The sequence below is a fragment of the Pseudomonas sp. NPDC089758 genome (assembly GCF_044748705.1).
In the GTDB taxonomy this organism is placed as follows: domain Bacteria; phylum Pseudomonadota; class Gammaproteobacteria; order Pseudomonadales; family Pseudomonadaceae; genus Aquipseudomonas; species Aquipseudomonas putida_X.
Genome location: NZ_JBIVGN010000001.1, coordinates 387,661 through 412,198 on the forward strand (window position 1 = coordinate 387,661; position 24,538 = coordinate 412,198).

Consider the following 24,538-nt stretch of genomic DNA (forward strand, 5'->3'; position numbering starts at 1 on the left):
ACGGCGCCAGTTCTTGATCAGCGTCTTGGCACCGGTTTTCTTGCGTTATCGAGTATTTCCTGCAGCTCCTCGCTGACTTCCAATAGCCAACGCCCTTCCCAGTAGTGAGTAGTCAGCAGGAATATTTCGAAACGCAGTGACGTATCGGCCCAGCGGTCGCATTCCCCTAGCGTGGCCTGGGCCGCAGGTCGGCCGGCCGCATCGGCCAGCGAGCTGATTGCGCCATGCCAGCCGTCCAGCCACTGTTGTTCAGCCTCGAACAGTTGATGAGCGGTTTGCAGCAGTTGGGTGAGTCGCTGATGCTCTTGGCGTGCTCGGGCCTGCCCAGCTTCCAGCCGCGTTTCAATTTCGCCCAAGGTCGCAGCATTCTGTAGCTCCGCATCGGCCCCATCGAGCTGCAATTTGGCCAGGCGAAGGCGCTTGGCGGCAACGGGGCGAATCCAGCTGAACAGGCTGTAGAACAGCGACTCATGTGCCAGGTAATGCTTGAAATCTTTGAGTTGCTTCTGGGCCGCGTTGAGTTGATGCAATTGGTCGAGTTGAGCGGTTTGCCGGGCCTGCAGAGTGGCCTGGGGGTCATCTCCCAACGCAACGCGTAGCGCCTCCCGAGCGAGGCCAAGCGCCGCCCACGCCTGTTCAATATCGGCAAGCTGCTGCTGGCGTGCCCTGATTTGCTGCTGCAATAACCCGACCGCGCGCTCGACATCGAGGTTTTGAACACCCGGGAAAGCCGCTGCCGCTTGTGTCAGATAGGCGTGCTTGGCTTTGTCCAGATAGGCGCAAGACTCCAAATCATGAAAAAAGCTCTTGGTCTGGTAGACACTGGAAAGCTCTGCTTCGGCAGATGCCTTCGGGAAGTAGGCGCCAAAGCTTTTGATGCCTGGCAACCATCGCCCCGCCAATGGCCCGGTGCCCTCGGCAAAGTCTTTGCCGAAAGCCGCGAGGACATTAGTCACCGCCTGGTTATTGGTGGAACTGACAACAATCACCGGAGGCTCGCCACCAGCCACAGCGGCATTGGCCCAAAGCGAGGCGACCACCGAAAGCACGAGTGTGGTTTTGCCCGTGCCTGGCGGCCCATTGACTGCCAGCACATCGCCCACCTGCCCGGCCATCAGATGAGCCAAGGCATCACGCTGGGCAGGTGCCAGGGCGTATTCGTCGCCAGCGTGGCCCAAACGTGCGGCGAAATGGCTGCCCGGGGGCAGACAAGACTCGTCGGGGCTTGGTTCACGCTGGGCGAAGCGCTCGAACAGCGGGGCATCAGGCTTGTGCTGACGCAAATAGTCATAGAGATTGACGATGTTCTTGCTGAAGCCGTCAGGTTTATCCTCCTTGAACAGCAGACTGTATTTTGCCGGCTTCATGCCGTCTTCGGCCGCATCCCAACCCTGACCGACCTCACGGGCCATCCGCAGACAAAACGCGTAGAACTTACGCCACTGCTCAAGATGCTGCTGGACGTCGAGTGTCTCCCCCTCACCCGGCGGCGTGAAAGCGGGCACCTCTTCGACCGACAAAAAGTCATCCAGCGCAGATTGTGCCCCGATGAAGAAGGTGTCCTTGTCCAGCGGCTCAAGAATGTCACGCGGCACGAAAGCGTGTGTGGTCGGGTAAAGACGCCCATCACGGCACACCAATACGGCACAGATCAGCGGTGTTACTGCTGCAGGCAAGCTCGTCCTAACCTTGCCGTGCTCACGCTGTGAAAGGTAAACCCAAGGGCGCAGCGTGATTTTTACGCTCGTAGTGTCTGGTGCCTCATCGGTAAACAGCTTGGCTACAAGCTCTTCTGGCAAGCCGCCCCTCTGTACATGCTCCATACCGACGGGGGTGAGCGCTTCGGCTTGCTTGGAGTTGAGCGCGCCATTGCCGTTTTCAGCATCGGCGAGGGAGGTGCGCCAGTAATTGGCCAGTTTTAAGGCGTAATCGTTCATCGTCCTGATCTGTTACTGACCGGCACTCAATGTTGCGGTCGAAAGCGGGTGGGGGTAACGCTGCGCATCGTCAATCGTGCCTGGGTCTGGATGGTCGTTAGCTAATGGAAGGCTGTCAATGGCTGACTGACATCCATTCTTTGATTTTGTAGCCCATGCGCCTATGCTCGCGCTCGATGTGGCTGCCCGGACGCAGCCGCCGTTATCAAACAAGGACTGGCATGACCAAGCTCACCAAACTTCGAATTGTGCTGACACTCGGCGCGCTCATTGGCATCGCCCCGCTCACCTACTCCTTCATCGGGGCCACGCTGTTTTTAGCGGTCATGCTATTCAAGGTGCCGGAGTTCGTGATACCCGTCTTTCTGATTTCCACGGTCGGCCTGTGGGGTTGCTGGAAGGCCTATGCGGCAGCCATGGCTCGCGAGCCGAAATTACCCCTGGACAAGCGAGTTATCGCTGCAGTCATCATTGCGCTTGTGTGGGGGCTGATCTTGGCAGGGGGATTGGGCTGGGCCAGCGATTCGAGTGGACTGGAGTGGTATTCGCTCTTTGTGGTGTTCTACCCAATACCTGGACTGACCGCAGTGATCATGCTGCTCGTCACTCGCCGAAGGGCGAGCCAGGCTTCAGCCGAGGGTGTTGCAGCAAACGTTGAATGACCCTCTTCAGTTTTCTCGGGCACGGTTGCATAAAAGGGGATGAGGATGAGCTTTGACTGGCATGCCGGGCCGATCACCCGCGCGACCCCGATAGACGACGGCTACCGGAACACGCAGAAGGTTCGGCAGTTCCTGCTGAGGGAATGCGGTGAGGCTTTCAAGTTCGACCGTACCTTCATGGCCTGGATAAAGAGCGGGGCTCCAGCCAACATGGGCGACGTCGCTGATGAATGGCTGCGCACCCACAGTCGTTAGAGCTCTATTGTTCGCGCGCCTCTATGCCAAGGCGAACAGAACAGCCAGGAACAGGTGCCAGCTCTGCTTGGCATTAGCCGGCCGGTAGCGCTAACCAGTTTCATCGAACCCAGCCCATGGTTTGTATCCCGCTGTTCGCCACACTGGTCATTTTTTGCCATGTGGATTTTGACTGCCCGCGGGATACAAGCTGTTACATCGAAAGGCTGAAGAAATCAGATTTAACCCCTTTCCTGTAGGGCATTTCCCAAAGATACTGCCGCCGCCTGTTTTTCGTTGCACATGCCCAACGTGGATTCTAGTCTCGGCCCGTCGCTGCCAATTCAGCGATCGGTTTTGACAGGCCGTCTTCGTTGTCCACATGTGCACACTTTTATGGTGGCTGTACGTGCGGGCACCTCTGGTGCGCCGAGTGCCAACGTCTCGGTCTGTCAACCCGCGTACAGCTGCCACCTCATTGTTTGACAGCAAGACCGTGGTAGCTCCACCCTTCGACGTTGGAGTTTCATCATGCTCAAGATCGTCCCCGATCCGCCTCACAATCCCCATTCCCTCGAAGACACGCTGATGATGGCTGCCGACTACGCGCTCTGCGCCGAGATCGTGGCCCAGCAGGCGATGTTGATGCAGCCGAAAGCACCCGTCTCCGTGATGATCATGACCTCGATGCACGAACTTGATGCCCTGCGCAAGTTGCTCGAGTCAGCACTGGCACAAATACAAAAGCCAGCCGATCCACAAACGCTGCATTAATCCTCATCATGATCGGCCTGGCCTGGCTCTTTCACGGGCTGGCTTCCTTGCACAGCACCGCCGCTGAGTCGTAGACGCCACTCAGGCGCACGGTGAAACCTGTGGGGGGCCGGCTCGCCGGCGATGGGCCGCAAAGCGGACCCAAGGGCTGCTGCGCAGCCCATCGCCGGCAAGCCGGCTCCCACCACGATCGCGCAGTTCTTCAGGCTTGCGCTTTGCCTGTGGAAGCACGGGTCTTGGCCAATTTCTAAAAGTTGGCGCAAATCCAGCCGGCTTGCCGGCGATAGGGCCAGCCCAGGCAGTTACAACTTCAGGGAGATCACACCATGGCCACCGAACACACCGCATTCACCGTGGGCAAAACCGTCTTCTACCAAGGCGAAAACCAGACCCACCCCCTCTTCCGCATCGAGCCCGGCATCCCCTGCCAAAGCGCCCGCGAACAAGCCTCGGAACTGATGGGCTACGCCCGCGACCTGACCCTCGACGGCCTGATGGAAGATAAACCTCAGCTGCTCTGGGCATCGCACTACCTATGCGCCTTGGCCAAGGCCCTGCTGGACGATGCCGAACTGGGCATGATGAAAACCCCGTGAACCCACTCCTTCCTGCTATTAGCCACGCTGGTCATTTTTCGCAATGGACAGCCCGGATTTGGAGTGTCAGTGGGTTACAAGCTGTTACATCGAACGGCTGAAAAAATCAGATTTAACCCCTTTCCTGTAGGGCATTTCCCAAAGATACTCCCGGCGCCTGTTTTCCGTTGCGCACGCAAAAAGTGGACTTTAGTCTCGGCACTTCGTTGATCATCATCGATTGGGTTAGCCGCCCAAAAAACGTCGGACACTACAGCCGTGCATTACCGAGCAATCGGCATTCGCGCCATTATGGCGGCTGTGCGTGGGGCACCTTAGGGTGCGCCGGGTGCCTGACGTCCCGGTCGGCTAACCCGCGTACAGCTGCCACCCACTCGTTTAGCCGCGGTTGGTGGTAGCTCCACTACGACAGGAGCCACACTATGTTGAAGATCGTCCCCGATCCGCCTCACAACCCCCATTCCCTCGAAGACACGCTGATGATGGCTGCCGACTACGCGCTCTGCGCCGAGATCGTGGCCCAGCAGGCGATGTTGATGCAGCCGAAAGCACCCGTATCCGTGATGATCATGACCTCGATGCACGAACTTGATGCCCTGCGCAAGTTGCTCGAGTCAGCACTGGCACAAATACAAAAGCCAGCCGATCCACAAACGCTGCATTAATCCTCACCATGATCGGCCTGGCCTGGCTCTTTCACGGGCTGGCTTCCTTGCACAGCACCGCACTGAGGTCTTAGACGCCCGGTGAAACCTGTGGGGGTCAGCTGGGCCGCAACGCGAAACCAAGGGCTGCTGCGCAGCCCATCGCCGGCAAGCCGGCTCCTACCACGATCGCGCAGTTCTTCAGGCCTGCGCTTTGCCTGTGGAAGCACGGGTCTTGGCCAATTTCTAAAAGTTGGCGCAAATCCAGCCGGCTTGCCGGCGATAGGGCCAGCCCAGGCAGTTACAACTTCAGGGAGATCACACCATGGCCACCGAACACACCGCATTCACCGTGGGCAAAACCGTCTTCTACCAAGGCGAAAACCAGACCCACCCCCTCTTCCGCATCGAGCCCGGCATCCCCTGCCAAAGCGCCCGCGAACAAGCCTCGGAACTGATGGGCTACGCCCGCGACCTGACCCTCGACGGCCTGATGGAAGACAAGCCCCAACTGCTGTGGGCCTCGCACTACCTATGCGCCCTGGCCAAAGCCCTGCTCGACGATGCCGAACTGGGCGCGATGAAAACCCCGTGACCCTACCCCTACCTGCAGACCTACGCCGCCCCTCGCCGGAGCGGCCTTGTGTCGCGAAAGGACCTCGCCCAAGAGGTAGTAAGCCTGGTGCAGTTCGACCACAATCAGGCGCTGAGTCAAACTTGGGACGCACCGCATGCTCACCACCCTCGCCATCGGCAACTACCGCTCCATCAACCACCTTGTGTTGCCCTTGAGCCAACTCAACCTGGTGACCGGCGCAAACGGCAGCGGCAAATCCAATCTGTACAAAGCCCTGCGCCTGCTCGCCGAGACCGCTCAGGGTGGCGTGATCGAAGCGCTTGCCCGCGAAGGCGGGTTGGATTCGACCTGGTGGGCGGGGCCAGAGATGAGTGCGCGCATGAAACGCGGTGAAGTGCCCATTCAAGGCCAGCACCCGAGCGAAGCCAGACGTCTGCGCCTGGGGTTCGCCACCGAAGATTTCGGCTTTGCCATCTCGCTGGGCTTGCCGATACCCCTGCCCTATCCCACCGCCTTCATGCTCGACCCTGAGATCAAGACCGAAGCCATCTGGGGCGCTGGGGCTTATCGCCCATCGTCCTTGCTGGTCGAGCGCAAGAACGCCATGGTTCGTGCGCGGGAGGGCAATGGTTGGACGGTGCTCGATCAACATGCCGACAGCTGCGAGAGCTTCTTCAACATCGTGGGCCGACCACGGCAGGCGCCGGAGATTGGTGAGCTGCGGGCGTTCATCAACAGCTGGCGCTTTTACGATCATTTCCGTATCGACCGCGACGCCCCTTGCCGCCAACCCCAGCTGGGGACCCGCTCGCCGGTGCTGCACCATGACGGCCGCAACCTTGCCTCGGCGTTGCAGACCATCATCGAGATTGGTGAGGTGGAGGACCTGGTAGCGGCATTGGATGACGCGTTTCCCGGTAGCCGCTTGGAGATTGATGCGCCGCCGGGCGGGCTGTTCAGCGTGCGGCTGCACCAGCATGGGCTGTTGCGCCCACTGGGCGGTAGCGAATTGTCGGATGGTACGTTGCGGTATCTGCTGTTGATGGCTGCGCTGCTGACGCCACGGCCGCCATCGCTGATGGTGCTGAACGAGCCGGAAACCAGCCTCCATGCCGACCTGCTGCCCGCGCTGGCGCGGTTGATCGTTCGTGCTTCGCGGCGGAGCCAGGTTTGGGTGGTGTCGCACAGTGCGCCGCTGATTGAGGCGCTGTCAGCCTGTGACGGGTGCAACTTACTGGAGCTGGAGAAGGTTCAGGGGCAGACACAGCTGCGCGGGGTGGGGTTGCTGGATGAACCGCTGTGGCGGTGGGTTGACTGACCGCGATGCACCAAAAGCGCCAACTGCCGAGGCGTGCAACGTAGGAGCTGATCGCTCCTACGCACACCCTGACGCATTGGAGGCCTTGCACGCCCCAGCCCTCGAGCCAGAGCCAGCCCCGGCGTCAGCTCAGCGGGTCGCGGCTGTGCTGGCCGTCGACCAGGCGCTGCACGCCCAACGGGTTAGCGTTTTTCAGGGCGTCGGGTAACAGCGCGTCTGGGTAGTCCTGGTAGCACACCGGGCGCAGAAAGCGGTCGATGGCCAGGGTGCCGACGGAGGTACCCCGGGCATCGGAGGTGGCCGGGTAAGGGCCGCCATGCACCATTGCATCACACACCTCGACGCCAGTCGGGTAGCCATTTACCAACAGGCGGCCGGCCTTGCGCTGCAGCAGCGGCACCAGCGCGGCAAAGCGCTGGAAGTCTTCCGGCTCGGCAATCAGGGTGGCGGTCAGTTGCCCGTGCAGGGCTTGCAGCGCGCGGCACAGTTCCGCTTCGTCGGCCACTTCGACCACCACCGTTGCAGGCCCGAAAACCTCTTCCTGCAACAGCTCGTCGCCGCTTAGCAGCACGCTCACATCAGCCTGGAACAGCTGTGCCCGGGCCTGGTCGCCGACCTGCTCGGCACCGGCCAGATGGCGCACGCCCGGGTGGCGCTGCAGGCGCTGTACGCCGCTGGTGTAGCTGCGCAAGGTACCGGCGTTGAGCATGGTCTGCGCGGGCTGGTCGGCCATTTGCGCAGCCAGTGCCGTGACGAAGGTGTCGAACGCTGCGCCGGCGATGCCGATGACCAACCCGGGGTTGGTGCAGAACTGCCCGCAGCCCAGCACCACCGAGGCGGCCAGTTCCTTGGCCACCTGCTCGCCGCGGGCCTGCAGCGCCGCGGGCAACACCAGCACCGGGTTGATGCTGCTCATTTCGGCAAACACCGGGATAGGCTGCGGGCGCGCCGCCGCCAGATCGCACAGGGCACGGCCGCCCTTGAGCGAACCGGTGAAGCCGACCGCCTGGATCGCCGGGTGGCGCACCAGCGCTTCACCGACACCGGCGCCGTAGATCATGTTGAACACCCCGGCAGGCATGCCGGTGGCCACCACCGCTCGCTCGATAGCTTCTGCTACCTGCTCTGCAGTGGCCATATGGCCGCTGTGTGCCTTGACCACCACCGGGCAGCCGGCAGCCAGCGCTGCGGCGGTGTCACCGCCTGCCGTGGAGAAGGCCAATGGGAAGTTGCTGGCGCCGAACACCGCCACCGGGCCAAGGCCGGTACGGTACTGGCGCAGGTCAGGGCGTGGCAGTGGCTGGCGCTGTGGCTGCGCACGGTCGATACGCGCCCCCAGGTAGTCGCCACGGCGCAGCACCTTGGCGAACAGGCGCATCTGGTTGCTGGTACGGCCACGCTCGCCCTGGATGCGCGCAGCCGGCAGCGCAGTCTCGCGGCACACTGTGGCGACGAAGGTATCGTCCAGCGCGTCCAGCTGGTCGGCGATGGCATCCAGAAACTGCGCGCGGCGCTCTGGTGCCAGCGCATTGTATTCGGCAAATGCCGCTTCGGCGGCCTGGGCGGCGGCGGCCACTTCCTCAGGGGTGGCCTGGGTGAAGACCACCGGCAATGCTTCGCCGGTGCGTGCATCGAAGCTTTGCAGGCGGATGCTGCCGGCAGCGCTGCGCTGGCCGCCAATGAAGTTGCTTGCAGACATGGTTGACTCCTGTAACAAAGAAAGAGGGCTCAGTGGCACATGGCGCCCAGCCCCTTGAGGTTTGCGCGACACCTATGGGCGCTGGCTTGCCGGCGATGGACCGCACAGCGGTCCCGACTTCGTCGACTGGCCGGCAACACACTCAAAGGCTTTTCACTACCCCGGGGCGAACCTGCCCGGACGCTGCGCCAATACCATTGCGCAGCGGCTGGCCAAAGGCGTCGAGGCTGACCTCGAAGGTATCGCCCGGGCGAGCCTGAACGCCGTCGGCAAACGACAGCGTGGCGGTGCCGAAATAGTGCACATGGATATCGCCAGCACGCAGGAACTGGTCGTACTTGAAGTGGTGGAACTCAAGGTTCTCGAAGCTGTGGCACATGTTCTGCTCACCCGACAGGAACGGCTTGCTCCACAGCACCTGGCCATCGCGCAGGATGCGGCTGGTGCCTTCAAGGTGAGCCGGCAATGCCCCCAGGCGCAGCTCCGGGCCGAAGCTGCAGGCGCGCAGCTTGGAATGCGCCAGGTACAGGTAGTTGCGCCGCTCCATCACATGGTCGGAAAACTCGTTGCCCAAGGCGTAGCCGAGGCGGTATGGCGTGCCGTCGGGTCCGATCAGGTACAGCCCGACCAGCTCCGGCTCTTCGCCAGCATCTTCGGCAAAAGCCGGCAGCGGCAGGTCGGCACCGGGGCGCACGACGATGCCGCCGTCGCCCTTGTAGAACCACTCAGGCTGCGCGCCCTCCTCGCCCGCTGCCGGCCGACCGCCCTCCAGGCCCCACTGGAACATGCGCATGCTGTCGGTGACGGCGCCTTCGGCTTGCTGCTGGTGCATCTTGTCGCGGGTGGCGGCGCTTCCCAGGTGGGTCAGGCCGGTGCCGGTCACCAGACAGTGGGCCGGGTCCGGGTGGTCCAGCGGTGGCAGTACGCGGCCTTCGGCCAGCAGTGCCAGGTAGTCATGGCGCTCACCCAGCCCGGCGGCCCGCACTTCGCTGGCCAGGTCACGACCCGCGGCGATGGCCTGCAGAGCCAGCTCACGGGTGCTGCTGGCGCCCAGTACTTCAAGGGCGTACTCGCCTTCCACCACGCCCACGTGGCGGGCGCCGGCGGCGGTTTCGAATTGGATCAGTCGCATGCTTGTGCTCGCTTGTCGGTTGCAAAGGTTAGCGGGAGGCTTCGGCCGCCCGTGAGGAAGCCAGGCGCTGGCGGCGCTCCAGGCGGTTGTAGACCACGCCCGTGAGCAGCACCCCGCACAGCATCACCAGCGCCAGGAAGTACAGGCCCGACGACAGCTGCCCGGTGTACTCCTTCAGCGCGCCGATGCCGAACGGGCCCAGGTAGCCGCCGAGGTTGCCGATCGAGTTGATCAAGGCGATGCCCGCAGCAGCGCTGGCACCGGAGAAGAACCGCCCCGGCAGCGTCCAGAAGATGGCCGTGCAGGAGAACAGCGCGAACGCCACCAGGCACAGCGCGGCCAACTGCAGCACCGGCACCGTCAGCCAGGCGCTGAAGAACAGGCCGATTGCACCCAGGGCGTACAGCAGGCCCAGATGGCCATAGCGGTCGTTCAGGCGGTCGGAGCTACGCGGCACGATCAACAGCCCGATGATGCCGAACAGGTAGGGCACCGCCGAGACGAAACCGGTGACCAGGTCACTGCCGCCAAACTGATGGATCAGCGTTGGCAGCCAAAGGCCCAGGCCATAGATGCTCAGGGTCATCGGCAGGTAGAACAGCGCCAGCAACAGCACCCGGCTGTCTTTCAGGGCATGCAGCGGGTTGCCATGGCGGGTCTGGCCGAACTCGCGCAGGTCGTTGGCCAACTGCTCTTGCAACCAGTTGCGTTGCTCGTCGCTGAGCCAGCGCACCTTGGCAGGGCCGTCCGGCAGCAGGCGTAAGGTGGGCCAGGCCAGCAGCATTGCCGGGGTGCCGATACAGATGAACAACCACTGCCAGCCATGCAGGCCATAACTGCCCTCAAGCCCCAGCAGCGCGCCCGAAAGCGGCCCGGTGATCAGCATGGCAAGCGGCTGCGAGAGAATGAAGAAACCGAGGATCTTGCCGCGATGGCGCACCGGGTACCACTGGGTGATGTAGTACAGCACCCCCGGGAAGAACCCCGCCTCGGCGGCCCCCAGCAAGAAGCGCATCACGTAGAAACCGTTGGGCCCGGTGACAAACGCCATGCCTACGGTAATCGCGCCCCAGGTCACCAGGATGCGGGCGAACCAGCGACGCGCGCCGAAGCGGTCGAGCAACAGGTTGCTCGGCACTTCGAAAAGAAAATAACCGATGAAGAATAGCCCGGCGCCAAGGCCATAGGCCGCGTCACCCAGGCCAATGTCGGCGCCCATGTGCAGCTTGGCAAAGCCTACTGCCGAGCGATCGACATAGGCCACCAGGTAAAGCAGAACCAGAAAAGGGATGAGTTTCAGTGTGATCAGGCGGACGAGCCGCTGCTCCTGAATCATGGCGATGTCTCCAATTGTTCTTGTAATGGGCACAGCACCTGGCCGGGGCTTTTTGGCAGACCGCTAACCTGGCAAATCGATCATATAGTATTACTATTTAAAACAACAACCCTTCACAGATGCCTTTTCAGCCGGTAGAGTCAGCACCACAACGACAAATAGTAATACTAATTAGGTGTTCCGCTTATGTCTGACAACAACCGCCCCCTACGCTCCGCCCAATGGTTTGGTACCGCCGACAAAAATGGCTTCATGTACCGCAGCTGGATGAAGAACCAAGGCATCCCGGACCACGAATTCCAGGGCAAGCCGATCATCGGCATCTGCAACACCTGGTCGGAGCTGACCCCGTGCAACGCCCACTTCCGCAAGATTGCCGAGCACGTCAAAAAAGGCGTGCTGGAGGCGGGTGGCTTCCCGGTGGAGTTCCCGGTGTTTTCCAGCGGCGAGTCCAACCTGCGCCCCACCGCCATGCTGACGCGCAACCTGGCGAGCATGGATGTGGAAGAAGCGATCCGTGGCAACCCGGTGGACGCCGTGGTGCTACTGACCGGCTGCGACAAGACCACCCCGGCACTGCTGATGGGCGCCGCCAGCTGCGATGTGCCAGCGATCGTGGTCACCGGTGGGCCGATGCTCAACGGCAAGCACAAAGGCAAGGACATTGGCGCCGGCACCATCGTCTGGCAGATGCACGAGGCCTATAAGGCCGGCCAGATCGACCTCAACGAATTCCTCTCCGCCGAAGCCGGCATGTCGCGCTCGGCGGGCACCTGCAACACCATGGGCACCGCGTCGACCATGGCCTGCATGGCCGAAGCGCTGGGCACCTCGCTGCCGCACAACGCCGCCATCCCCGCGGTGGATGCCCGCCGCTATGTACTGGCCCACCTGTCGGGCATGCGCATTGTCGACATGGTCCGCGAAGACTTGCGCCTGTCGAAGATCCTCACCCGCGAAGCCTTCGAGAACGCCATCCGCGTCAACGCCGCCATCGGTGGTTCGACCAACGCCGTGATCCACCTCAAGGCCATTGCCGGGCGCATTGGCGTCGACCTGCAACTGGAAGACTGGACCCGCGTCGGCCGCGGCACACCGACCTTGGTCGACTTGCAGCCCTCGGGCCGCTTCCTGATGGAAGAGTTCTACTACGCCGGCGGCCTGCCCGCAGTCATTCGCCGCCTGGGCGAGCACGGCCTGCTGCCCAACCCCACCGCACTGACCGCCAACGGCAAAAGCCTGTGGGACAACTGCCTGGCCGCGCCGCTGTATGACGAAGAAGTCATCCGCCCGCTCGATAAACCACTGGTGGCCGATGGCGGCATCTGCATCCTGCGCGGCAACCTGGCGCCCAAAGGCGCGGTGCTCAAGCCCTCAGCGGCCACCCCGGCGTTGATGCAGCACCGCGGCCGCGCCGTGGTGTTCGAGAACTTCGAGGACTACAAAGCACGCATCAACGACCCCGAGTTGGATGTGGACGCCAATTCGGTGCTGGTGATGAAGTACTGCGGGCCCAAGGGCTACCCGGGCATGGCCGAGGTGGGCAACATGGGCCTGCCGGCCAAGCTGCTGGCCCAGGGCGTGACCGACATGGTGCGCATTTCCGACGCCCGCATGAGTGGTACTGCCTACGGTACCGTGGTGCTGCACGTGGCACCCGAGGCTGCCGCGGGCGGCCCCTTGGCAGCCGTGCGCGAAGGTGACTGGATCGAGCTGGACTGCAAGGAAGGCCGGCTGCACCTGGACATCAGCGCCGAAGAACTGGCTGGCCGCCTGGCCGACCTGCAAGCACCACCCCAGCTGATCAGTGGTGGTTATGCGAAGCTCTATCTGGACCATGTGATGCAGGCTGACGAAGGTTGCGATTTCGACTTCCTGGTTGGCTGCCGTGGCGCTGCGGTGCCCAAGCATTCGCACTGACCAACCCGCAACACCGCCGCGCAGTAGCGGCGGTGTACCGCTTGAGGGCGAAGCCCGCGCCCTTCACCGCAACACTTCCCGCTGACAAATCACCCCGCCCAGCCCCGCCCCACAGGCCGCCCATCGACCACTAATGCTATGATGCCCACCCCGCTCGAAGGACCTCCCGCGCCCCCCATGAACTACCGCCAGCCCACCACGCGCAAAAGCATGCACGCCACCCTGGTCCAGGACCTCGGCCTGCAAATCGTATCCGGCCAACTCGCACCCGGGCAAAAGCTGCCCTCCGAGGCCAGCCTGTGCGAAAGCTACGCGATCAGCCGGCCGGTGTTCCGCGAAGCGATGCGCGCCCTGACCGCCAAGGGCCTGGTCGAAGCGCGTCCGCGAGTCGGCACGCTGGTGCGGCCCCGCCATGACTGGCACATGCTCGACCCCGACGTGCTGCACTGGCTGATGCAGGCCACCCCTCAAAAAGACTTTTTCAATACCCTGTCCAGCGTGCGCTGGGTCATCGAACCGGCCGCCGCCGCGCTGGCCGCCACCAACGCCACCCCCGAGGATGTCGCGTCGATCGGCGAGGCCTACCAGCGCATGGAAGCAGCGCGCACCCATGAAGAGCGCCTGCAACCCGACCTGGACTTCCACGCCCGCATCGCCGACGCCACCCACAACGACCTGCTGGCCTACCTGTGCAACATGTTGTCGATGGCCCTGCGCGAATCGGTGCGCTATTCCAACCAGCGGCCAAACTTCGACCAACTCGCCCTGCCCCGGCACAAAGCGATTCTCACGGCTATCCAGAACGGCGACGCACTGGGTGCAAGGCATGCTTCGCTGGTGCAGCTTGAAGATGCGCGTGTGGCGTTGAGCAAGGTGTTGGGGCAAGACCCGACTAGCTGAGGCAAAGTTTTCGGCTGCCTGCGCGTTATTTTTTTGAGCAGAACGAACTCGTAACGCAGTTCTCGCGTTACGTCATCAAGCTGACGCGGAAACGGGGCGCCGAATCTAGATCACGCGCCCGTGCAGCTCTGAAGCAGTCAAAAAATTGAATCTCCTAGTTGCCTGCTGGGTCAGGAATTATGAACGCAGTAAATCTGACGAGGTAACAGCAATGACTATCGAAGCAGAGACACTCGCTCAACTTGCCGAAGCCCTTCAAGAGCGCGGCATGACTCTAGTAACAGACGTTGCATTTACCAGAGCGCCATACCGACAAAACCACCGCTGGATTTGCACCGTAGAGTAGTAATTCTTTTTGCCGGCGGCTCGGACTAAGACTCCACCGCCGGCCCCCTTTAGTAGTCCTTCTGCAACACCACACCTCCCTTCCCTTCACATCGACCGCATTGGTAGGCGCCAGGCCACCTTTCACGGTGGGTTTGGTCACCCGCGGCTGGCTCCTGGCCGATGCGGTCCTGAGGATCATCAAATGCATAACTGCACTGATACTCAGGCCGTGTGCCGGGGCTGCGGTCTCAAGCTGCGTGGTCCACCTTTTTGGAAAGGTGGTCTGGCCTATCACCTGATCCGAAAGGTGAGGTACTTCGGCGCACCGACCAGCCGGGAACGCCTGTTCATGATCGCCCGCTGCGACGGGCAGCCCATCGTGTGGCCGGATCCGACCCACGCCAAACACCCAGCCAAGGGCCAACAGAAGTGGCGCACCGCTGCCGAGTGCATTGATTGGAGCGTGCCAAGCAAGAGTATCTTCGGCCGGAAGAAAGACTTGGCTGCCGCAACGCTCCGCCGTGTGGCCAAGGGCATGAAGAAGTTCGTGCTGGACAACCCACAGCCCTTCATCGTGCCGATTGCGAACTGGTCGGGCGAATTGGCCCAGTCAGCCCACGAACCGCTAAAAGCCTGGTCACCGTCTTCGTGAAGGGCACCCCGTACGTCATCGTCGATATCTGTCTGCGCATGCTGCAGCCACACGAGCTCTACCGGGCCCAAGGCTTCCCGCCTAGCTACATCATCGACAGGGGCGCCGACGGCAAGCCGTTCACTAAGACCGAGCAGGTGCACATGTGCGGTAACAGCGTGAGCCCGCCACCGATGGCTGCACTTGCTCGTGCTAACGATCCTTGGAGAGTGCACGTCACGAAATCTGTTGCTGCCTGACCCTACGGCCTATGCGAGTGCCTACCTTATGCCCACCTGACAACCGACGGAATCGGAGGTTGCGCAGGCGCGATACTGCCATCCGCGGCAACAACGCGGGCACATCCCTGGCATCTGCCGGATGCCGACACGGCGGCTCTCTGTCCAACCTACGACCGCATCGTTGCCACCGAGAAGATGACAGCACTCATCAAGTTCAACAAAAAAGCTATCAGGCAGACTCGATGCATGCGGCCAACTCTCGCAGTCAGCAAAATGGAACTGGGAGTTAAGCCTCTGTCAGCGACCGATTTGAACGCGAGCTGGAATGAGCCAGGGCCTTCCCAGCGTTTAGAGCAATCATGTAACGAGCCGCGATCGGTTGTTAAATGAGGAAAGGTAATTTTCCGATGTAGTCCATCTTTCCGATCCGAACGCCTTCGTGTCGGAGGATTGCATAGGCCGTCACCATGTGAAAGTAGAAGTTAGGGACTGCGTGCTGGTGGAAATAGTCCTTGCCAAGAAAAGCGCCGGACCAACCGGGAGGAGCGACAATGCGATCTTCCCAACCCAAAAAGTCGCTTTCTTTCATCGAACTGACATAGGTGATCGTTTTTTCAATCAGCGCTTTGAGGTCTTGGACAGTGCTCTCAGCGTTATCGGAGACCGGAGCCGATTTGCCAGTCAGAACTGAGCTGGCGAGCATGGCCGTACCGCACACCATCTGGACTTGGCTCGAGAGTGGCAGCATATCTGGCGCGAGACGGGCGTTCAAAAGAACTTCCGCCTCAAAGCCATTTTCCTCAGCGTGTCGTTGTGCCTTGTCCAAGAGACGGGAAAGGGTGTCTAGCATTTTGATGAATTGCGTAATTTCCGCGTACATTGTGTATTCCCTATATCAGGTTACTGCTTGGGCTGAATTTCAACTGAGCGCACGCGCTCGCTGAGGGCATCTCCGCGTTGCCGGGATCGCGCCGGAGTGCCCGCGAGGTCTGCGATAACGTAAGGGGCGTGGTTGGGAAGCATCACGCCGCCAGCACCCACGCGGATCGTCGTCGTAGCAGCCGCGATGTGAGACACAACGACCGAGGTCGCAGCCGTGCTGACTGCTGGCGAGTTGTGATGCTCGGCCACCCAGATGCGGCGCAAACCCAAGCGCTCTGCATGCTGGCCAAGTGTGCGGGCGTTATCGAGCGCTGTGCGGCGGTCGGATCCTTGCCGAAGGCGTCCGAGTTCCAGAATCGACAATGGGATCATCGTGCGAGGCTCCTGCCAGCCGAAGCGCTGCTGTGTACGGCGCTTCGGCGAATGCCAGCGGTCATATCATCGCGCAACATCGATCACGACCTTGCCAACGTGATTGCCGCTTTTGAGCCGCCGATAAGCGGCCTCGTAATCCGCGAATGGAAAAACCTGGTCCACAACCGGGTGCATCTCGTGCAAGGCCATGGCTCGCAACAGCGCCTCGAAGGTTGCCCGCGACCCGATAGACGTGCCGGCGACGCGAAGCGACTTGCCGAGAATGTCGATTGGCGGCAGCCCGCCACCGAAACCGCTGGTGAAGCCGACGAGCGAGATGTCGCCGCCGTTCCGGGTAGCGGCCGCCGACTGCACGATCGTCTTCTCGCCCGCGATATCGATGGTCTTGTCGACCCCACGCCCGTCTGTGAGAGCCAGAATTTTCTTGTCCCAGTCGGGATGGGACCGATAATTGACGACTGCAGCGGCGCCCAGCGCCCGAAGCCGTTCCGCCTTTTCCTCCGATGAGGTGATGGCGAGCACCTTCGCGCCGAACATCTTCGCCACCTGCAGCGAGAACAGCGCTACCCCGCCAGTGCCCTGAATCAGCACTGTCTCGCCAGGCTGGAGCGGCGATGATAGGTTCAGCCCCGACCAAGCCGTAACGGCAGCGCAAGGAAGAGAGGCGGCCTCAATATAGGTCATGTAGTCCGGCAGATGAACGACGGCGTTCTCGTGCAGCAGAATAGTTTCGGCCAGCCATCCGTCAGTCGTCATGCCCAGGCTGTCCGCATGGTATTCCGGACGCGTGGGTCCGCCGATCCAGTGCTGGCAGCATGATGCTGACACACGGTCGCCGACCTTTGTGCGTTTGACGTCGCGACCGACCGCGATCACTTCACCGGCTCCGTCCGAAAGGGGAACGCCATTAGGCTTTGTCGGACCGCCATATGCACCATCGAGAATCGCTTGGTCGCGGAAGTTCAAGGATGCCGCATGAACCCTGACCACAACCTCGTGCGGACCAGGATTTGGCATGGCTTCATCGTGCAGCTTAAGGCCCGGCCTCTCGTCGGAGGTCCATCGAACAGCTTTCATCGTCTTTATCCTTCTTTGATCAGCATGGCGGGGCCGACTCATAGAACCAGCGGAATCGTCGGTCCCCCCCCTTTTCCAGCAAATGTTTGCGTAGAAAAGAGCGTATCCACTAACATTCTTAACAGCAAGTACACACTATTTTGTGCGTTACTAACCAAAAGGTAAGTTAGATGAAGCGAGACTGGCGAAGCGGAGATCCTAATCAGCAACTCTTCTGGGCGGCCGCGACGAGCGAAACCCTGCGAGTGCTTGAAGGAAAGTGGAAGATTGTGATCATTGTCCAGCTCTTCGCAGCCAAGGAGCCGATTCGCTTTTCAGAGCTTGAGAAGCGGGTTGTGGGGGTGAACCAGAAGATGCTGATTCAGCAGCTCAAGGAACTGGAAAAGGACGGAATCGTCACCCGCAAGGTCTTTGCGCAGGTCCCACCGAAGGTGGAGTATGCCTTGACCGAGCTTGGTCTCGCGCTCGGCCCATCGATTGAGACGCTGATCGATTGGGCATTCCTCAAATGCGAAACTCGGGGCGGAACTCCGCAGGACATTTGATGGCGTATCTCAAGCGGCTGTCCGACTTCCTAGGTGTTAGGCGCTCGATTCAGCCTTTGGATCAGCGCTGCAAGAGATGGCAATGGGCGTAACCCCTTAATTGATTGAACGTAGTATCCGCGCCCGCTGAGCAAGGTTCCCCACCTGCATGCTCAGGCGAAGCCAACCCCAAACCTTGACAACTTCAGCGGGTTACAGCGCAAAGGAACTCATTGGGCGCGGTCTATCTGTAACTCGATCGGCCGTGGATTCACAGTGTATCGCTGCACGTTGAAAACATGAATTAACCGCTCGCGATACTAATTACTTAGCCAAGCTTCACATTCATGGTGATGCGAGCCGTGAAGACTTTCACCCCAGCTTCGTCGAAAATTTCGACCGGGACGATTTTGTCACCCGAAGATTCCCAATCAATTTCGCTACCATCGGCGACCGCGTGAACGGCGGTCTTGGCTTTAGCTAGATACTCGACAGTCATGCCTTTCGGAATCCAACGAGCGCCGCTAGGAATAGATACCTCGGTCATCATCCCGCCGGCAAGCTCAGCAGCGTTACACAGTGCGATGGCATGAACAGAGGCGAGGTGGTTAGTGATTTCTTTGCGGAAAGGGACGTTCACTTCAGCGCGACCGGGAGTCAGCAAAGAGATTTCCGGGGTAATGGTGCTGAAGTAGGGGGCCATTTGGCAGGCGATATTGCTGAAAGCGGAAGCGCCAACGTTTTGGTACATGCTGAGAGTCTGGCTCATTTACGGGGACCTCTGATTTAGCGAATGACAGATTAGAATTATGTTCTAGAACAGTATTCTGTTTAATCCAACCCGTCAACAGCTCGTATGCGCTGCCGGTTTCACTTACCATCGCGTTTTTTGGGCCGGAATCAAGAATGGAACCTGCTGATCTCCTCGAGCGCTGTTACCCCGGGCGACGTGCCGAGTCCAAACGGCAAATTCTTCGCTGTGCACTACGGCTGTTCAATGAGCACGGAATCGACGCGACCACCATCGACATCATCCGAGCCGATAGCGAGACGAGTGTGGGGTCGATCTATCACCATTTTGGCAACAAGGAAGGCGTGATCGCAGCCCTCTACATGGCGGCGCTGGACGACCAGGCGCACCTGCGAGACAGCTACATGAAAGGTGCGGTTTCAACCCGGGAATGGGTGTTCGCGCTGGTCTTCAGCTATGTAGATTGGGTAGTCGGCCAGCCAGACTGGGCGCGTTTTCAATACCAAGCGCGCTACGCCGTCGCGCAAAGTGCCTTCGGTGATCAGCTCAAAGAAGCCAATCGCATCAGGAACGCGCAGATCAAAGATTGGTTTAGCGACCCAGTTCATCGACGTGAGTTGAGGGATCTGCCGCGCGAGCTCATACCCTCGCTAATTATAGGATCGGCGGATAGTTACTGCCGGGCTTGGCTCTCCGGCCGAGTCAAGCAAAGCCCAGACCTCTACAAACAGCTGCTTGCTGAGTCAGCCTGGCTGAATGTGGGGAATGCCGGTTGAGAGAACTGCCCGCTCAAAACCCATGGGCCTAATATGAACGTCCGCTTTTCGCCGATTTCACCGATGACGACGGTCGTTAGGGTCGATGCTCCCTGTCGTCGCCCCTAACACCATGAGCTTGAGGCCGCTGAATTCGGTGGGGAGAAAAGTGGGGGTAAAAATGCGCTCTGAAAAAATCGTGACCCATAAAAAAATCCAGTCACCGCTAAGTGACTGGATTCTTTGGAGTTTTTTGGTCGGGACGGAGTGATTCGAACACTCGACCCCTTGCACCCCATGCAAGTGCGCTACCGGGCTGCGCTACGCCCCGACTACATTCTCATAACCTCTGAGAACGATGAAGAATCTACCCTAACCTTTTGATAAATGGAAGCTTTTTTTCAAAAATTTCCATTCATCGGCTCAAACTCACTTCTTCAACACCACCAGCACATCCTCCAACTCGACAATCATCTGCCGAATCAGCTGCTTGTACTGGCTTGACTCATCCTTCACCTCATCACTGGAGAGCCGCAACCGCGCCCCGCCAATGGTGAACCCCTGGTCATACAGCAGCGCGCGGATCTGGCGGATCATCAGCACGTCTTGGCGCTGGTAATACCGCCGGTTGCCCCGCCGCTTCACAGGGTTGAGCTGAGGGAACTCCTGCTCCCAATACCGCAGCACGTGTGGCTTTACGGCACACAACTCGCTGACTTCACCAATGGTGAAGTAGCGTTTGCCCGGTATGGGGGGCAGTTCGTCGTTATGGCTTGGTTCCAGCATAGGCCTCAACCCGGGCCTTCAACTTCTGCCCTGGACGAAAGGTGACGACGCGCCGTGCAGTGATCGGGATCTCTTCCCCTGTTTTGGGGTTGCGGCCCGGCCGCTGGCGTTTGTCGCGAAGGTCGAAGTTGCCGAAACCGGACAACTTGACCTGCTCGTTCTCTTCAAGTGCGTGCCGAATTTCTTCAAAAAACAGCTCGACCAACTCCTTGGCCTCACGCTTGTTAAGCCCCAGCTCCTCGTACAGCCTTTCGGCCATCTCAGCTTTCGTCAGAGCACCCATGCCGTTATTTCCTTAACGTGGTGTTCAACCTTTGTTCAAGCGAGGTGAGGATATTGTGCAGGGTAGTGTTCACCTCATCGTCGTTAAGAGTGCGCGATGGATGCTGCCAGGTCAAGCCGACGGCCAGGCTTTTTCTATCAGGATCAATACCTTTACCCTGGTAGACGTCAAACAGCCTGAGGTCTGTAAGCCATTCGCCTGCATTGTCACGAATTACTTCAAGCACGGCGCTGGCGGCGACGTCACGGCCGGCGATCAGGGCCAGGTCGCGACGGGTTTCCGGGAACTTGGAGAGTTCGCTGAATTTCGGCAGGCGGCCTTCGACTACATCACCCAATACCAGCTCGAAGACGAACACCGGGCGGTCCAGGCCCAGGGCCTTGGCGACTTCCGGGTGCAGGGCGCCGAGGTAACCGACTTCCTTGCCGTCGCGCTGGATGACAGCGGTCTGGCCTGGGTGCAGGGCGGGGTGTTTGCCGGCGGCGAAGGTGAAGTCGCTCAGGGCGCCCGAGTAGCCCAGCAAGGCTTCGACGTCTGCCTTTACATCGAAGAAGTCGATGCTGTCACGGCCGTTGGCCCAGCCTTCTGGCAGGCGGCTGCCGGTGACGACGCCGGCGATCATCGGCTGCTGCTTCAGGTCACCCAGCTGGCCGACGAAGCGCAGGCCGCTCTCGAACAGGCGCACGCGGTCTTGCTGGCGGTTGAGGTTGTGCTGCATGGCTTTGACCAGGCCAGGCCACAGCGATGCGCGCATGGCGGCCATGTCGCTGGAGATAGGGTTGGCCAGCAGCAGTGGCTCTACACCAGGGGTGAACAGCTCGAACAGCTTCGGGTCGATGAAGCTGTAGGTGATGGCTTCCTGGTAGCCGCGGGCGACCAGCAGGCGGCGCAGGTTGGGCAACTCACCGCGGGTTTCCGGGTTGGCCTTGGGCGCCAGGCGCGCTTGCGGGTAACGCACTGGCAGGCTGTTGTAGCCGTACAGGCGGGCCAGCTCTTCGATCAGGTCAACTTCCAGGCTGATGTCGAAGCGGTGGCTTGGCACCTTGACGGTCCACTCCCCTGCCCCGCTGGCCGTGGTGGTCAGCTCCAGGGCGTTGAGCATCTGCTCGACCTGGGCGGCCTGCAACTCCATGCCGAGCATCTGGGTAATGCGTTCGGCGCGCAGGGTCACCGGGGCGACCTGCGGCAGGTGCTGTTCACTGACGGCTTCGATGATGGGGCCGGCTTCGCCGCCGACAATCTCCAGCACCAGCGCGGTAGCGCGCTCCATGGCTTCGCGGGCCAGTTGCGAGTCGACGCCGCGCTCGTAGCGGTGCGAGGCATCGGTGTGCAGGCCGTATGAACGGGCCTTGCCAGCAACGGCGATCGGCTCGAAGAAGGCGCTTTCGAGGAACAGGTCGCGGGTTTTTTCGGTGTTGACGCCGCTGTGCTCGCCACCCATCACGCCGGCAATGGCCAGGGCACGGGTATGGTCGGCGATGACCAGGGTGTCGGCGCGCAGGGCGACTTCCTGGCCGTCGAGCAGCACGAGCTTCTCGCCCTCTTCGGCCATGCGTACGCGGATGCCGCCATTGATTTCGGCGAGGTCGAAGGCGTGCATCGGCTGGCCGAGTTCGAGCATCACGTAGTTGGTGATGTCGACAGCGGCGTCGATGCTGCGCACGTCGCTGCGGCGCAGGCGCTCAACCATCCACAGCGGGGTGGGCTTGCTGAGGTCGACGTTGCGAATGACGCGGCCCAGGTAGCGTGGGCACACGGCTGGGGCACTGACCTCGACCGGGCGCACTTCGTCGTGGGCAGCCGGTACGGCCGGCACCACAGGGCGGGTAACCGGTACGTTGTACAGGGCGCTGACGTCGCGGGCCAGGCCGGCCAGCGACAGGCAGTCACCGCGGTTGGGGGTCAGGCCGATCTCGATGCTGGCGTCGTCCAGGTTCAAGTACTGGCGAATGTCTTCGCCTACCGGGGCGTCGCCAGCCAGTTCGAGCAGGCCGTCGTTTTCTTCGCTGATCTGCAGCTCTGCTGCCGAGCACAGCATGCCGAAGGATTCGACGCCGCGCAGCTTGGCCTTCTTGATCTTGAAGTCGCCCGGCAGTTCGGCACCGATCATAGCGAACGGGATCTTGATGCCGGCGCGCGCGTTAGGGGCGCCGCAGACGACCTGGAAGGTTTCCTGGCCGTTGCTGACCTGGCAGACGCGCAGTTTGTCGGCGTCCGGGTGTTGTTCGGTGGCGAGGATTTCGCCCACGACGATGCCGCTGAACTGGCCGGCAGCGGGGGTTACGCTGTCGACTTCAAGGCCGGCCATGGACAGGCGGGCGACCAGTTCATCACGGGAGACTTGCGGGTTTACCCAACCGCGCAGCCACTGTTCACTGAATTTCATGCTGTTCTCCTGAAAGTTGCGTCGATTGGGCCTAGCGGAATTGGGCTAAGAACCGCAGGTCGTTGTCGAAGAACAGACGCAAATCGTTGACGCCGTAGCGCAGCATGGCCAGGCGCTCGGCACCCATGCCGAAAGCGAAGCCCTGGAATTCTTCAGGGTCGATGCCGGACATGCGCAGCACGTTCGGGTGCACCATGCCGCAGCCCAGCACTTCCAGCCAGCCGGTTTGCTTGCACACGCGGCAGCCTTTGCCGGAACACATGACGCACTGGATGTCGACTTCGGCGGACGGCTCGGTGAAGGGGAAGAACGACGGGCGGAAGCGCACGGCCAGTTCTTTTTCGAAGAACACACGCAGGAACTCTTCGATGGTGCCCTTGAGGTCGGCAAAGTTGATGTCGCGATCGATCAGCAGGCCTTCGACCTGGTGGAACATCGGCGAGTGGGTGATATCCGAGTCGCAGCGGTAAACGCGGCCCGGGCACACAATGCGGATGGGGGGCTGGGTGGACTCCATGGTCCGCACCTGCACCGGCGAGGTGTGGGTGCGCAGCAGCATGTTGGCATTGAAGTAGAAGGTGTCGTGCATCGCCCGGGCCGGGTGGTGGCCAGGGATGTTGAGCGCTTCGAAGTTGTGGTAGTCGTCTTCGACCTCGGGCCCTTCGGCGATGCCGTAGCCGATGTGGGTGAAGAACTGCTCGATGCGTTCGAGGGTACGGGTGATCGGGTGCAGGCCACCGGTGGCCTGGCCACGGCCTGGCAGGGTCACATCAATGCATTCGGCGGCCAAGCGAGCGCTGAGCTCGGCTTCTTCAAAGGCTGCCTTGCGTGCGTTGAGCACTTCGGTGACGCGCTCTTTGGCGTCATTGATCAGCGCGCCGACTTTCGGGCGCTCTTCGGCTGGCAGGTTGCCCAGGGTCTTCATCACCTGGGTCAGTTCGCCTTTCTTGCCCAGATACTGAACCCGGATCTGTTCCAGGGCATTGATGTCTTCAGCGCGCTCCACGGCCTCAAGGGCTTGGGAGACCAGCGCGTCCAGGTTTTCCATGTACAGACTCCAGATACGAAAATAGGGGAAGAGCTTTGAAGGCTCTTCCCCTATCGATGACGTTTTACACCCGACAGCACAGAGCGCTGCCGGATGATTGTCGTGGGTACTTAAGCCAGAACGGCTTTAGCTTTCTCGACAATTGCAGCAAACGCCGCTTTTTCGTTCACTGCCAGGTCAGCCAGAACCTTACGGTCGATTTCGATCGACGCCTTTTTCAGGCCAGCAATCAGACGGCTGTAAGACAGACCGTTGGTGCGGGCACCGGCGTTGATACGAGCGATCCACAGTGCGCGGAACTGACGCTTCTTCTGGCGACGGTCGCGGTAGGCGTATTGGCCTGCCTTGATGACTGCCTGCTTGGCTACGCGGAATACGCGCGAGCGTGCACCGTAGTAACCTTTAGCCAGTTTCAGAATTTTTTTGTGACGCTTACGAGCGATAACGCCGCGCTTTACACGAGCCATGAGTAACTTCCTCTATCTTTGACCAGAATTAACGAACGCGCAGCATGCGCGCGACTTTCGCGACGTCAGACGGGTGCAGCAAGCTGCTACCACGCAGTTGACGCTTACGCTTGGTCGACATTTTGGTCAGGATGTGGCTCTTGAAAGCGTGCTTGTGCTTGAAGCCGGTAGCGGTCTTCAGGAAGCGCTTTGCAGCACCGCTCTTGGTTTTCATTTTTGGCATGTTGGAACTCCGCATTCGATAAAATTACACATAATCATCAGGCCTGCCGTGC

25 protein-coding genes, 1 tRNA gene and 1 pseudogene are annotated in these 24,538 nt (G+C 60.8%); 12 read left to right on the forward strand and 15 right to left on the reverse strand.

Going from position 1 to position 24,538, the window contains the following annotated elements:
• Positions 1-17 precede the first annotated feature (17 nt).
• Entirely contained in the window at positions 18-1,937 is a 1,920-nt protein-coding gene (locus ACIPZH_RS01835) for an AAA domain-containing protein (protein ID WP_400634851.1), read from the reverse strand.
• A 221-nt stretch (positions 1,938-2,158) separates the two neighbouring features.
• Here ACIPZH_RS01835 and ACIPZH_RS01840 point away from each other — a divergent pair, with 221 nt between their 5' ends.
• From ACIPZH_RS01840 to ACIPZH_RS01870, 7 genes are all read left to right on the forward strand, one after another.
• Positions 2,159-2,599, forward strand: a complete 441-nt coding sequence (locus ACIPZH_RS01840) for a hypothetical protein (RefSeq protein WP_400634852.1) — start codon at positions 2,159-2,161, stop codon at positions 2,597-2,599.
• A 45-nt stretch (positions 2,600-2,644) separates the two neighbouring features.
• Positions 2,645-2,854: a DUF6434 domain-containing protein gene (locus ACIPZH_RS01845; protein ID WP_267822840.1), complete on the forward strand. Its 210-nt coding sequence runs from the start codon at positions 2,645-2,647 to the stop codon at positions 2,852-2,854.
• Between the two features lie 510 nt (positions 2,855-3,364).
• On the forward strand, positions 3,365-3,607 hold the full coding sequence (locus ACIPZH_RS01850; protein ID WP_241806468.1) for a hypothetical protein: 243 nt from the start codon (positions 3,365-3,367) through the stop codon (positions 3,605-3,607).
• Between the two features lie 326 nt (positions 3,608-3,933).
• On the forward strand, positions 3,934-4,203 hold the full coding sequence (locus ACIPZH_RS01855; protein WP_400634855.1) for a DUF3077 domain-containing protein: 270 nt from the start codon (positions 3,934-3,936) through the stop codon (positions 4,201-4,203).
• Positions 4,204-4,625: 422 nt separating this feature from the next.
• Positions 4,626-4,868: a hypothetical protein gene (locus ACIPZH_RS01860; RefSeq protein WP_241806468.1), complete on the forward strand. Its 243-nt coding sequence runs from the start codon at positions 4,626-4,628 to the stop codon at positions 4,866-4,868.
• A gap of 304 nt (positions 4,869-5,172) precedes the next feature.
• Positions 5,173-5,442, forward strand: coding sequence for a DUF3077 domain-containing protein (locus ACIPZH_RS01865; RefSeq protein ID WP_400625355.1), 270 nt, complete (start codon positions 5,173-5,175; stop codon positions 5,440-5,442).
• 136 nt (positions 5,443-5,578) lie between these two features.
• Positions 5,579-6,742, forward strand: coding sequence for an AAA family ATPase (locus tag ACIPZH_RS01870; RefSeq protein ID WP_400634857.1), 1,164 nt, complete (start codon positions 5,579-5,581; stop codon positions 6,740-6,742).
• Between the two features lie 124 nt (positions 6,743-6,866).
• Here ACIPZH_RS01870 and ACIPZH_RS01875 read toward each other — a convergent pair whose 3' ends face one another.
• The 3 genes from ACIPZH_RS01875 to ACIPZH_RS01885 form a co-directional block, all read right to left on the reverse strand.
• Positions 6,867-8,441 (reverse strand): aldehyde dehydrogenase (NADP(+)), encoded by a 1,575-nt coding sequence (locus ACIPZH_RS01875; protein WP_400634859.1) that lies wholly within the window; start codon positions 8,439-8,441, stop codon positions 6,867-6,869.
• Positions 8,442-8,583: 142 nt separating this feature from the next.
• Positions 8,584-9,573, reverse strand: a complete 990-nt coding sequence (gene araD1, locus ACIPZH_RS01880) for an AraD1 family protein (protein ID WP_349974435.1) — start codon at positions 9,571-9,573, stop codon at positions 8,584-8,586.
• 28 nt (positions 9,574-9,601) lie between these two features.
• A complete protein-coding gene (locus ACIPZH_RS01885) occupies positions 9,602-10,909 on the reverse strand; it encodes an MFS transporter (RefSeq protein WP_241806473.1) in 1,308 nt (435 codons plus the stop codon).
• 186 nt (positions 10,910-11,095) lie between these two features.
• Here ACIPZH_RS01885 and ACIPZH_RS01890 point away from each other — a divergent pair, with 186 nt between their 5' ends.
• The 3 genes and pseudogenes from ACIPZH_RS01890 to ACIPZH_RS01900 form a co-directional block, all read left to right on the forward strand.
• The gene (locus ACIPZH_RS01890) at positions 11,096-12,829 is read left to right on the forward strand and encodes an IlvD/Edd family dehydratase (RefSeq protein ID WP_241806474.1); all 1,734 of its coding nucleotides are present in this window, start codon (positions 11,096-11,098) and stop codon (positions 12,827-12,829) included.
• Between the two features lie 177 nt (positions 12,830-13,006).
• Positions 13,007-13,729: a FadR/GntR family transcriptional regulator gene (locus tag ACIPZH_RS01895; RefSeq protein WP_241806475.1), complete on the forward strand. Its 723-nt coding sequence runs from the start codon at positions 13,007-13,009 to the stop codon at positions 13,727-13,729.
• Positions 13,730-14,336: 607 nt separating this feature from the next.
• Positions 14,337-14,947: pseudogene (locus ACIPZH_RS01900) on the forward strand (DNA cytosine methyltransferase); the annotation flags it as partial.
• Positions 14,948-15,311: 364 nt separating this feature from the next.
• Here ACIPZH_RS01900 and ACIPZH_RS01905 read toward each other — a convergent pair.
• From ACIPZH_RS01905 to ACIPZH_RS01915, 3 genes are all read right to left on the reverse strand, one after another.
• The gene (locus ACIPZH_RS01905; protein WP_400634861.1) at positions 15,312-15,809 is read right to left on the reverse strand and encodes a DUF1993 family protein; all 498 of its coding nucleotides are present in this window, start codon (positions 15,807-15,809) and stop codon (positions 15,312-15,314) included.
• A gap of 20 nt (positions 15,810-15,829) precedes the next feature.
• On the reverse strand, positions 15,830-16,183 hold the full coding sequence (locus ACIPZH_RS01910) for an LLM class flavin-dependent oxidoreductase (protein WP_400634863.1): 354 nt from the start codon (positions 16,181-16,183) through the stop codon (positions 15,830-15,832).
• A 66-nt stretch (positions 16,184-16,249) separates the two neighbouring features.
• Positions 16,250-17,263 (reverse strand): NAD(P)-dependent alcohol dehydrogenase, encoded by a 1,014-nt coding sequence (locus ACIPZH_RS01915; protein ID WP_400634865.1) that lies wholly within the window; start codon positions 17,261-17,263, stop codon positions 16,250-16,252.
• 170 nt (positions 17,264-17,433) lie between these two features.
• Here ACIPZH_RS01915 and ACIPZH_RS01920 point away from each other — a divergent pair, with 170 nt between their 5' ends.
• The gene (locus ACIPZH_RS01920; RefSeq protein ID WP_267822805.1) at positions 17,434-17,808 is read left to right on the forward strand and encodes a helix-turn-helix domain-containing protein; all 375 of its coding nucleotides are present in this window, start codon (positions 17,434-17,436) and stop codon (positions 17,806-17,808) included.
• Positions 17,809-18,115: 307 nt separating this feature from the next.
• Here ACIPZH_RS01920 and ACIPZH_RS01925 read toward each other — a convergent pair whose 3' ends face one another.
• Positions 18,116-18,556 carry a hotdog fold domain-containing protein gene (locus ACIPZH_RS01925; RefSeq protein ID WP_267822803.1) on the reverse strand — a complete coding sequence of 147 codons (441 nt, stop codon included), beginning with the start codon at positions 18,554-18,556 and terminating at the stop codon, positions 18,116-18,118.
• A gap of 137 nt (positions 18,557-18,693) precedes the next feature.
• On the opposite strand from ACIPZH_RS01925, the gene ACIPZH_RS01930 reads away from it, so the two are divergent.
• Entirely contained in the window at positions 18,694-19,314 is a 621-nt protein-coding gene (locus ACIPZH_RS01930; protein ID WP_267822801.1) for a TetR/AcrR family transcriptional regulator, read from the forward strand.
• 233 nt (positions 19,315-19,547) lie between these two features.
• On the opposite strand, the gene ACIPZH_RS01935 is transcribed toward ACIPZH_RS01930, so the two are convergent.
• The 7 genes from ACIPZH_RS01935 to rpmI form a co-directional block, all read right to left on the reverse strand.
• Positions 19,548-19,624, reverse strand: a tRNA-Pro gene (locus ACIPZH_RS01935).
• Between the two features lie 98 nt (positions 19,625-19,722).
• On the reverse strand, positions 19,723-20,079 hold the full coding sequence (locus ACIPZH_RS01940) for a MerR family transcriptional regulator (RefSeq protein ID WP_008100384.1): 357 nt from the start codon (positions 20,077-20,079) through the stop codon (positions 19,723-19,725).
• Positions 20,060-20,362 (reverse strand): integration host factor subunit alpha, encoded by a 303-nt coding sequence (ihfA, locus tag ACIPZH_RS01945; protein WP_003250679.1) that lies wholly within the window; start codon positions 20,360-20,362, stop codon positions 20,060-20,062. Before ihfA ends, ACIPZH_RS01940 begins: the two co-directional genes overlap by 20 nt.
• 4 nt (positions 20,363-20,366) lie before the next feature.
• Positions 20,367-22,748, reverse strand: coding sequence for a phenylalanine--tRNA ligase subunit beta (gene pheT, locus ACIPZH_RS01950; protein WP_349974440.1), 2,382 nt, complete (start codon positions 22,746-22,748; stop codon positions 20,367-20,369).
• Positions 22,749-22,779: 31 nt separating this feature from the next.
• On the reverse strand, positions 22,780-23,796 hold the full coding sequence (gene pheS / locus ACIPZH_RS01955) for a phenylalanine--tRNA ligase subunit alpha (protein WP_012313866.1): 1,017 nt from the start codon (positions 23,794-23,796) through the stop codon (positions 22,780-22,782).
• 110 nt (positions 23,797-23,906) lie between these two features.
• A complete protein-coding gene (gene rplT, locus ACIPZH_RS01960) occupies positions 23,907-24,263 on the reverse strand; it encodes a 50S ribosomal protein L20 (RefSeq protein WP_003250671.1) in 357 nt (118 codons plus the stop codon).
• A 28-nt stretch (positions 24,264-24,291) separates the two neighbouring features.
• The gene (gene rpmI, locus ACIPZH_RS01965) at positions 24,292-24,486 is read right to left on the reverse strand and encodes a 50S ribosomal protein L35 (RefSeq protein WP_012313865.1); all 195 of its coding nucleotides are present in this window, start codon (positions 24,484-24,486) and stop codon (positions 24,292-24,294) included.
• Positions 24,487-24,538: the final 52 nt, after the last annotated feature.

Bases quoted from the DNA above. Each gene is read 5' to 3' on its own strand.
- ACIPZH_RS01835 (WP_400634851.1), bottom strand. From the start codon at position 1,937: ATGAACGATTACGCCTTAAAACTGGCCAATTACTGGCGCACCTCCCTC.
- ACIPZH_RS01840 (WP_400634852.1), top strand. From the start codon at position 2,159: ATGACCAAGCTCACCAAACTTCGAATTGTGCTGACACTCGGCGCGCTC.
- ACIPZH_RS01845 (WP_267822840.1), top strand. From the start codon at position 2,645: ATGAGCTTTGACTGGCATGCCGGGCCGATCACCCGCGCGACCCCGATA.
- ACIPZH_RS01850 (WP_241806468.1), top strand. From the start codon at position 3,365: ATGCTCAAGATCGTCCCCGATCCGCCTCACAATCCCCATTCCCTCGAA.
- ACIPZH_RS01855 (WP_400634855.1), top strand. From the start codon at position 3,934: ATGGCCACCGAACACACCGCATTCACCGTGGGCAAAACCGTCTTCTAC.
- ACIPZH_RS01860 (WP_241806468.1), top strand. From the start codon at position 4,626: ATGTTGAAGATCGTCCCCGATCCGCCTCACAACCCCCATTCCCTCGAA.
- ACIPZH_RS01865 (WP_400625355.1), top strand. From the start codon at position 5,173: ATGGCCACCGAACACACCGCATTCACCGTGGGCAAAACCGTCTTCTAC.
- ACIPZH_RS01870 (WP_400634857.1), top strand. From the start codon at position 5,579: ATGCTCACCACCCTCGCCATCGGCAACTACCGCTCCATCAACCACCTT.
- ACIPZH_RS01875 (WP_400634859.1), bottom strand. From the start codon at position 8,441: ATGTCTGCAAGCAACTTCATTGGCGGCCAGCGCAGCGCTGCCGGCAGC.
- araD1 (WP_349974435.1), bottom strand. From the start codon at position 9,573: ATGCGACTGATCCAATTCGAAACCGCCGCCGGCGCCCGCCACGTGGGC.
- ACIPZH_RS01885 (WP_241806473.1), bottom strand. From the start codon at position 10,909: ATGATTCAGGAGCAGCGGCTCGTCCGCCTGATCACACTGAAACTCATC.
- ACIPZH_RS01890 (WP_241806474.1), top strand. From the start codon at position 11,096: ATGTCTGACAACAACCGCCCCCTACGCTCCGCCCAATGGTTTGGTACC.
- ACIPZH_RS01895 (WP_241806475.1), top strand. From the start codon at position 13,007: ATGAACTACCGCCAGCCCACCACGCGCAAAAGCATGCACGCCACCCTG.
- ACIPZH_RS01905 (WP_400634861.1), bottom strand. From the start codon at position 15,809: ATGTACGCGGAAATTACGCAATTCATCAAAATGCTAGACACCCTTTCC.
- ACIPZH_RS01910 (WP_400634863.1), bottom strand. From the start codon at position 16,183: ATGATCCCATTGTCGATTCTGGAACTCGGACGCCTTCGGCAAGGATCC.
- ACIPZH_RS01915 (WP_400634865.1), bottom strand. From the start codon at position 17,263: ATGAAAGCTGTTCGATGGACCTCCGACGAGAGGCCGGGCCTTAAGCTG.
- ACIPZH_RS01920 (WP_267822805.1), top strand. From the start codon at position 17,434: ATGAAGCGAGACTGGCGAAGCGGAGATCCTAATCAGCAACTCTTCTGG.
- ACIPZH_RS01925 (WP_267822803.1), bottom strand. From the start codon at position 18,556: ATGAGCCAGACTCTCAGCATGTACCAAAACGTTGGCGCTTCCGCTTTC.
- ACIPZH_RS01930 (WP_267822801.1), top strand. From the start codon at position 18,694: ATGGAACCTGCTGATCTCCTCGAGCGCTGTTACCCCGGGCGACGTGCC.
- ACIPZH_RS01940 (WP_008100384.1), bottom strand. From the start codon at position 20,079: ATGCTGGAACCAAGCCATAACGACGAACTGCCCCCCATACCGGGCAAA.
- ihfA (WP_003250679.1), bottom strand. From the start codon at position 20,362: ATGGGTGCTCTGACGAAAGCTGAGATGGCCGAAAGGCTGTACGAGGAG.
- pheT (WP_349974440.1), bottom strand. From the start codon at position 22,748: ATGAAATTCAGTGAACAGTGGCTGCGCGGTTGGGTAAACCCGCAAGTC.
- pheS (WP_012313866.1), bottom strand. From the start codon at position 23,796: ATGGAAAACCTGGACGCGCTGGTCTCCCAAGCCCTTGAGGCCGTGGAG.
- rplT (WP_003250671.1), bottom strand. From the start codon at position 24,263: ATGGCTCGTGTAAAGCGCGGCGTTATCGCTCGTAAGCGTCACAAAAAA.
- rpmI (WP_012313865.1), bottom strand. From the start codon at position 24,486: ATGCCAAAAATGAAAACCAAGAGCGGTGCTGCAAAGCGCTTCCTGAAG.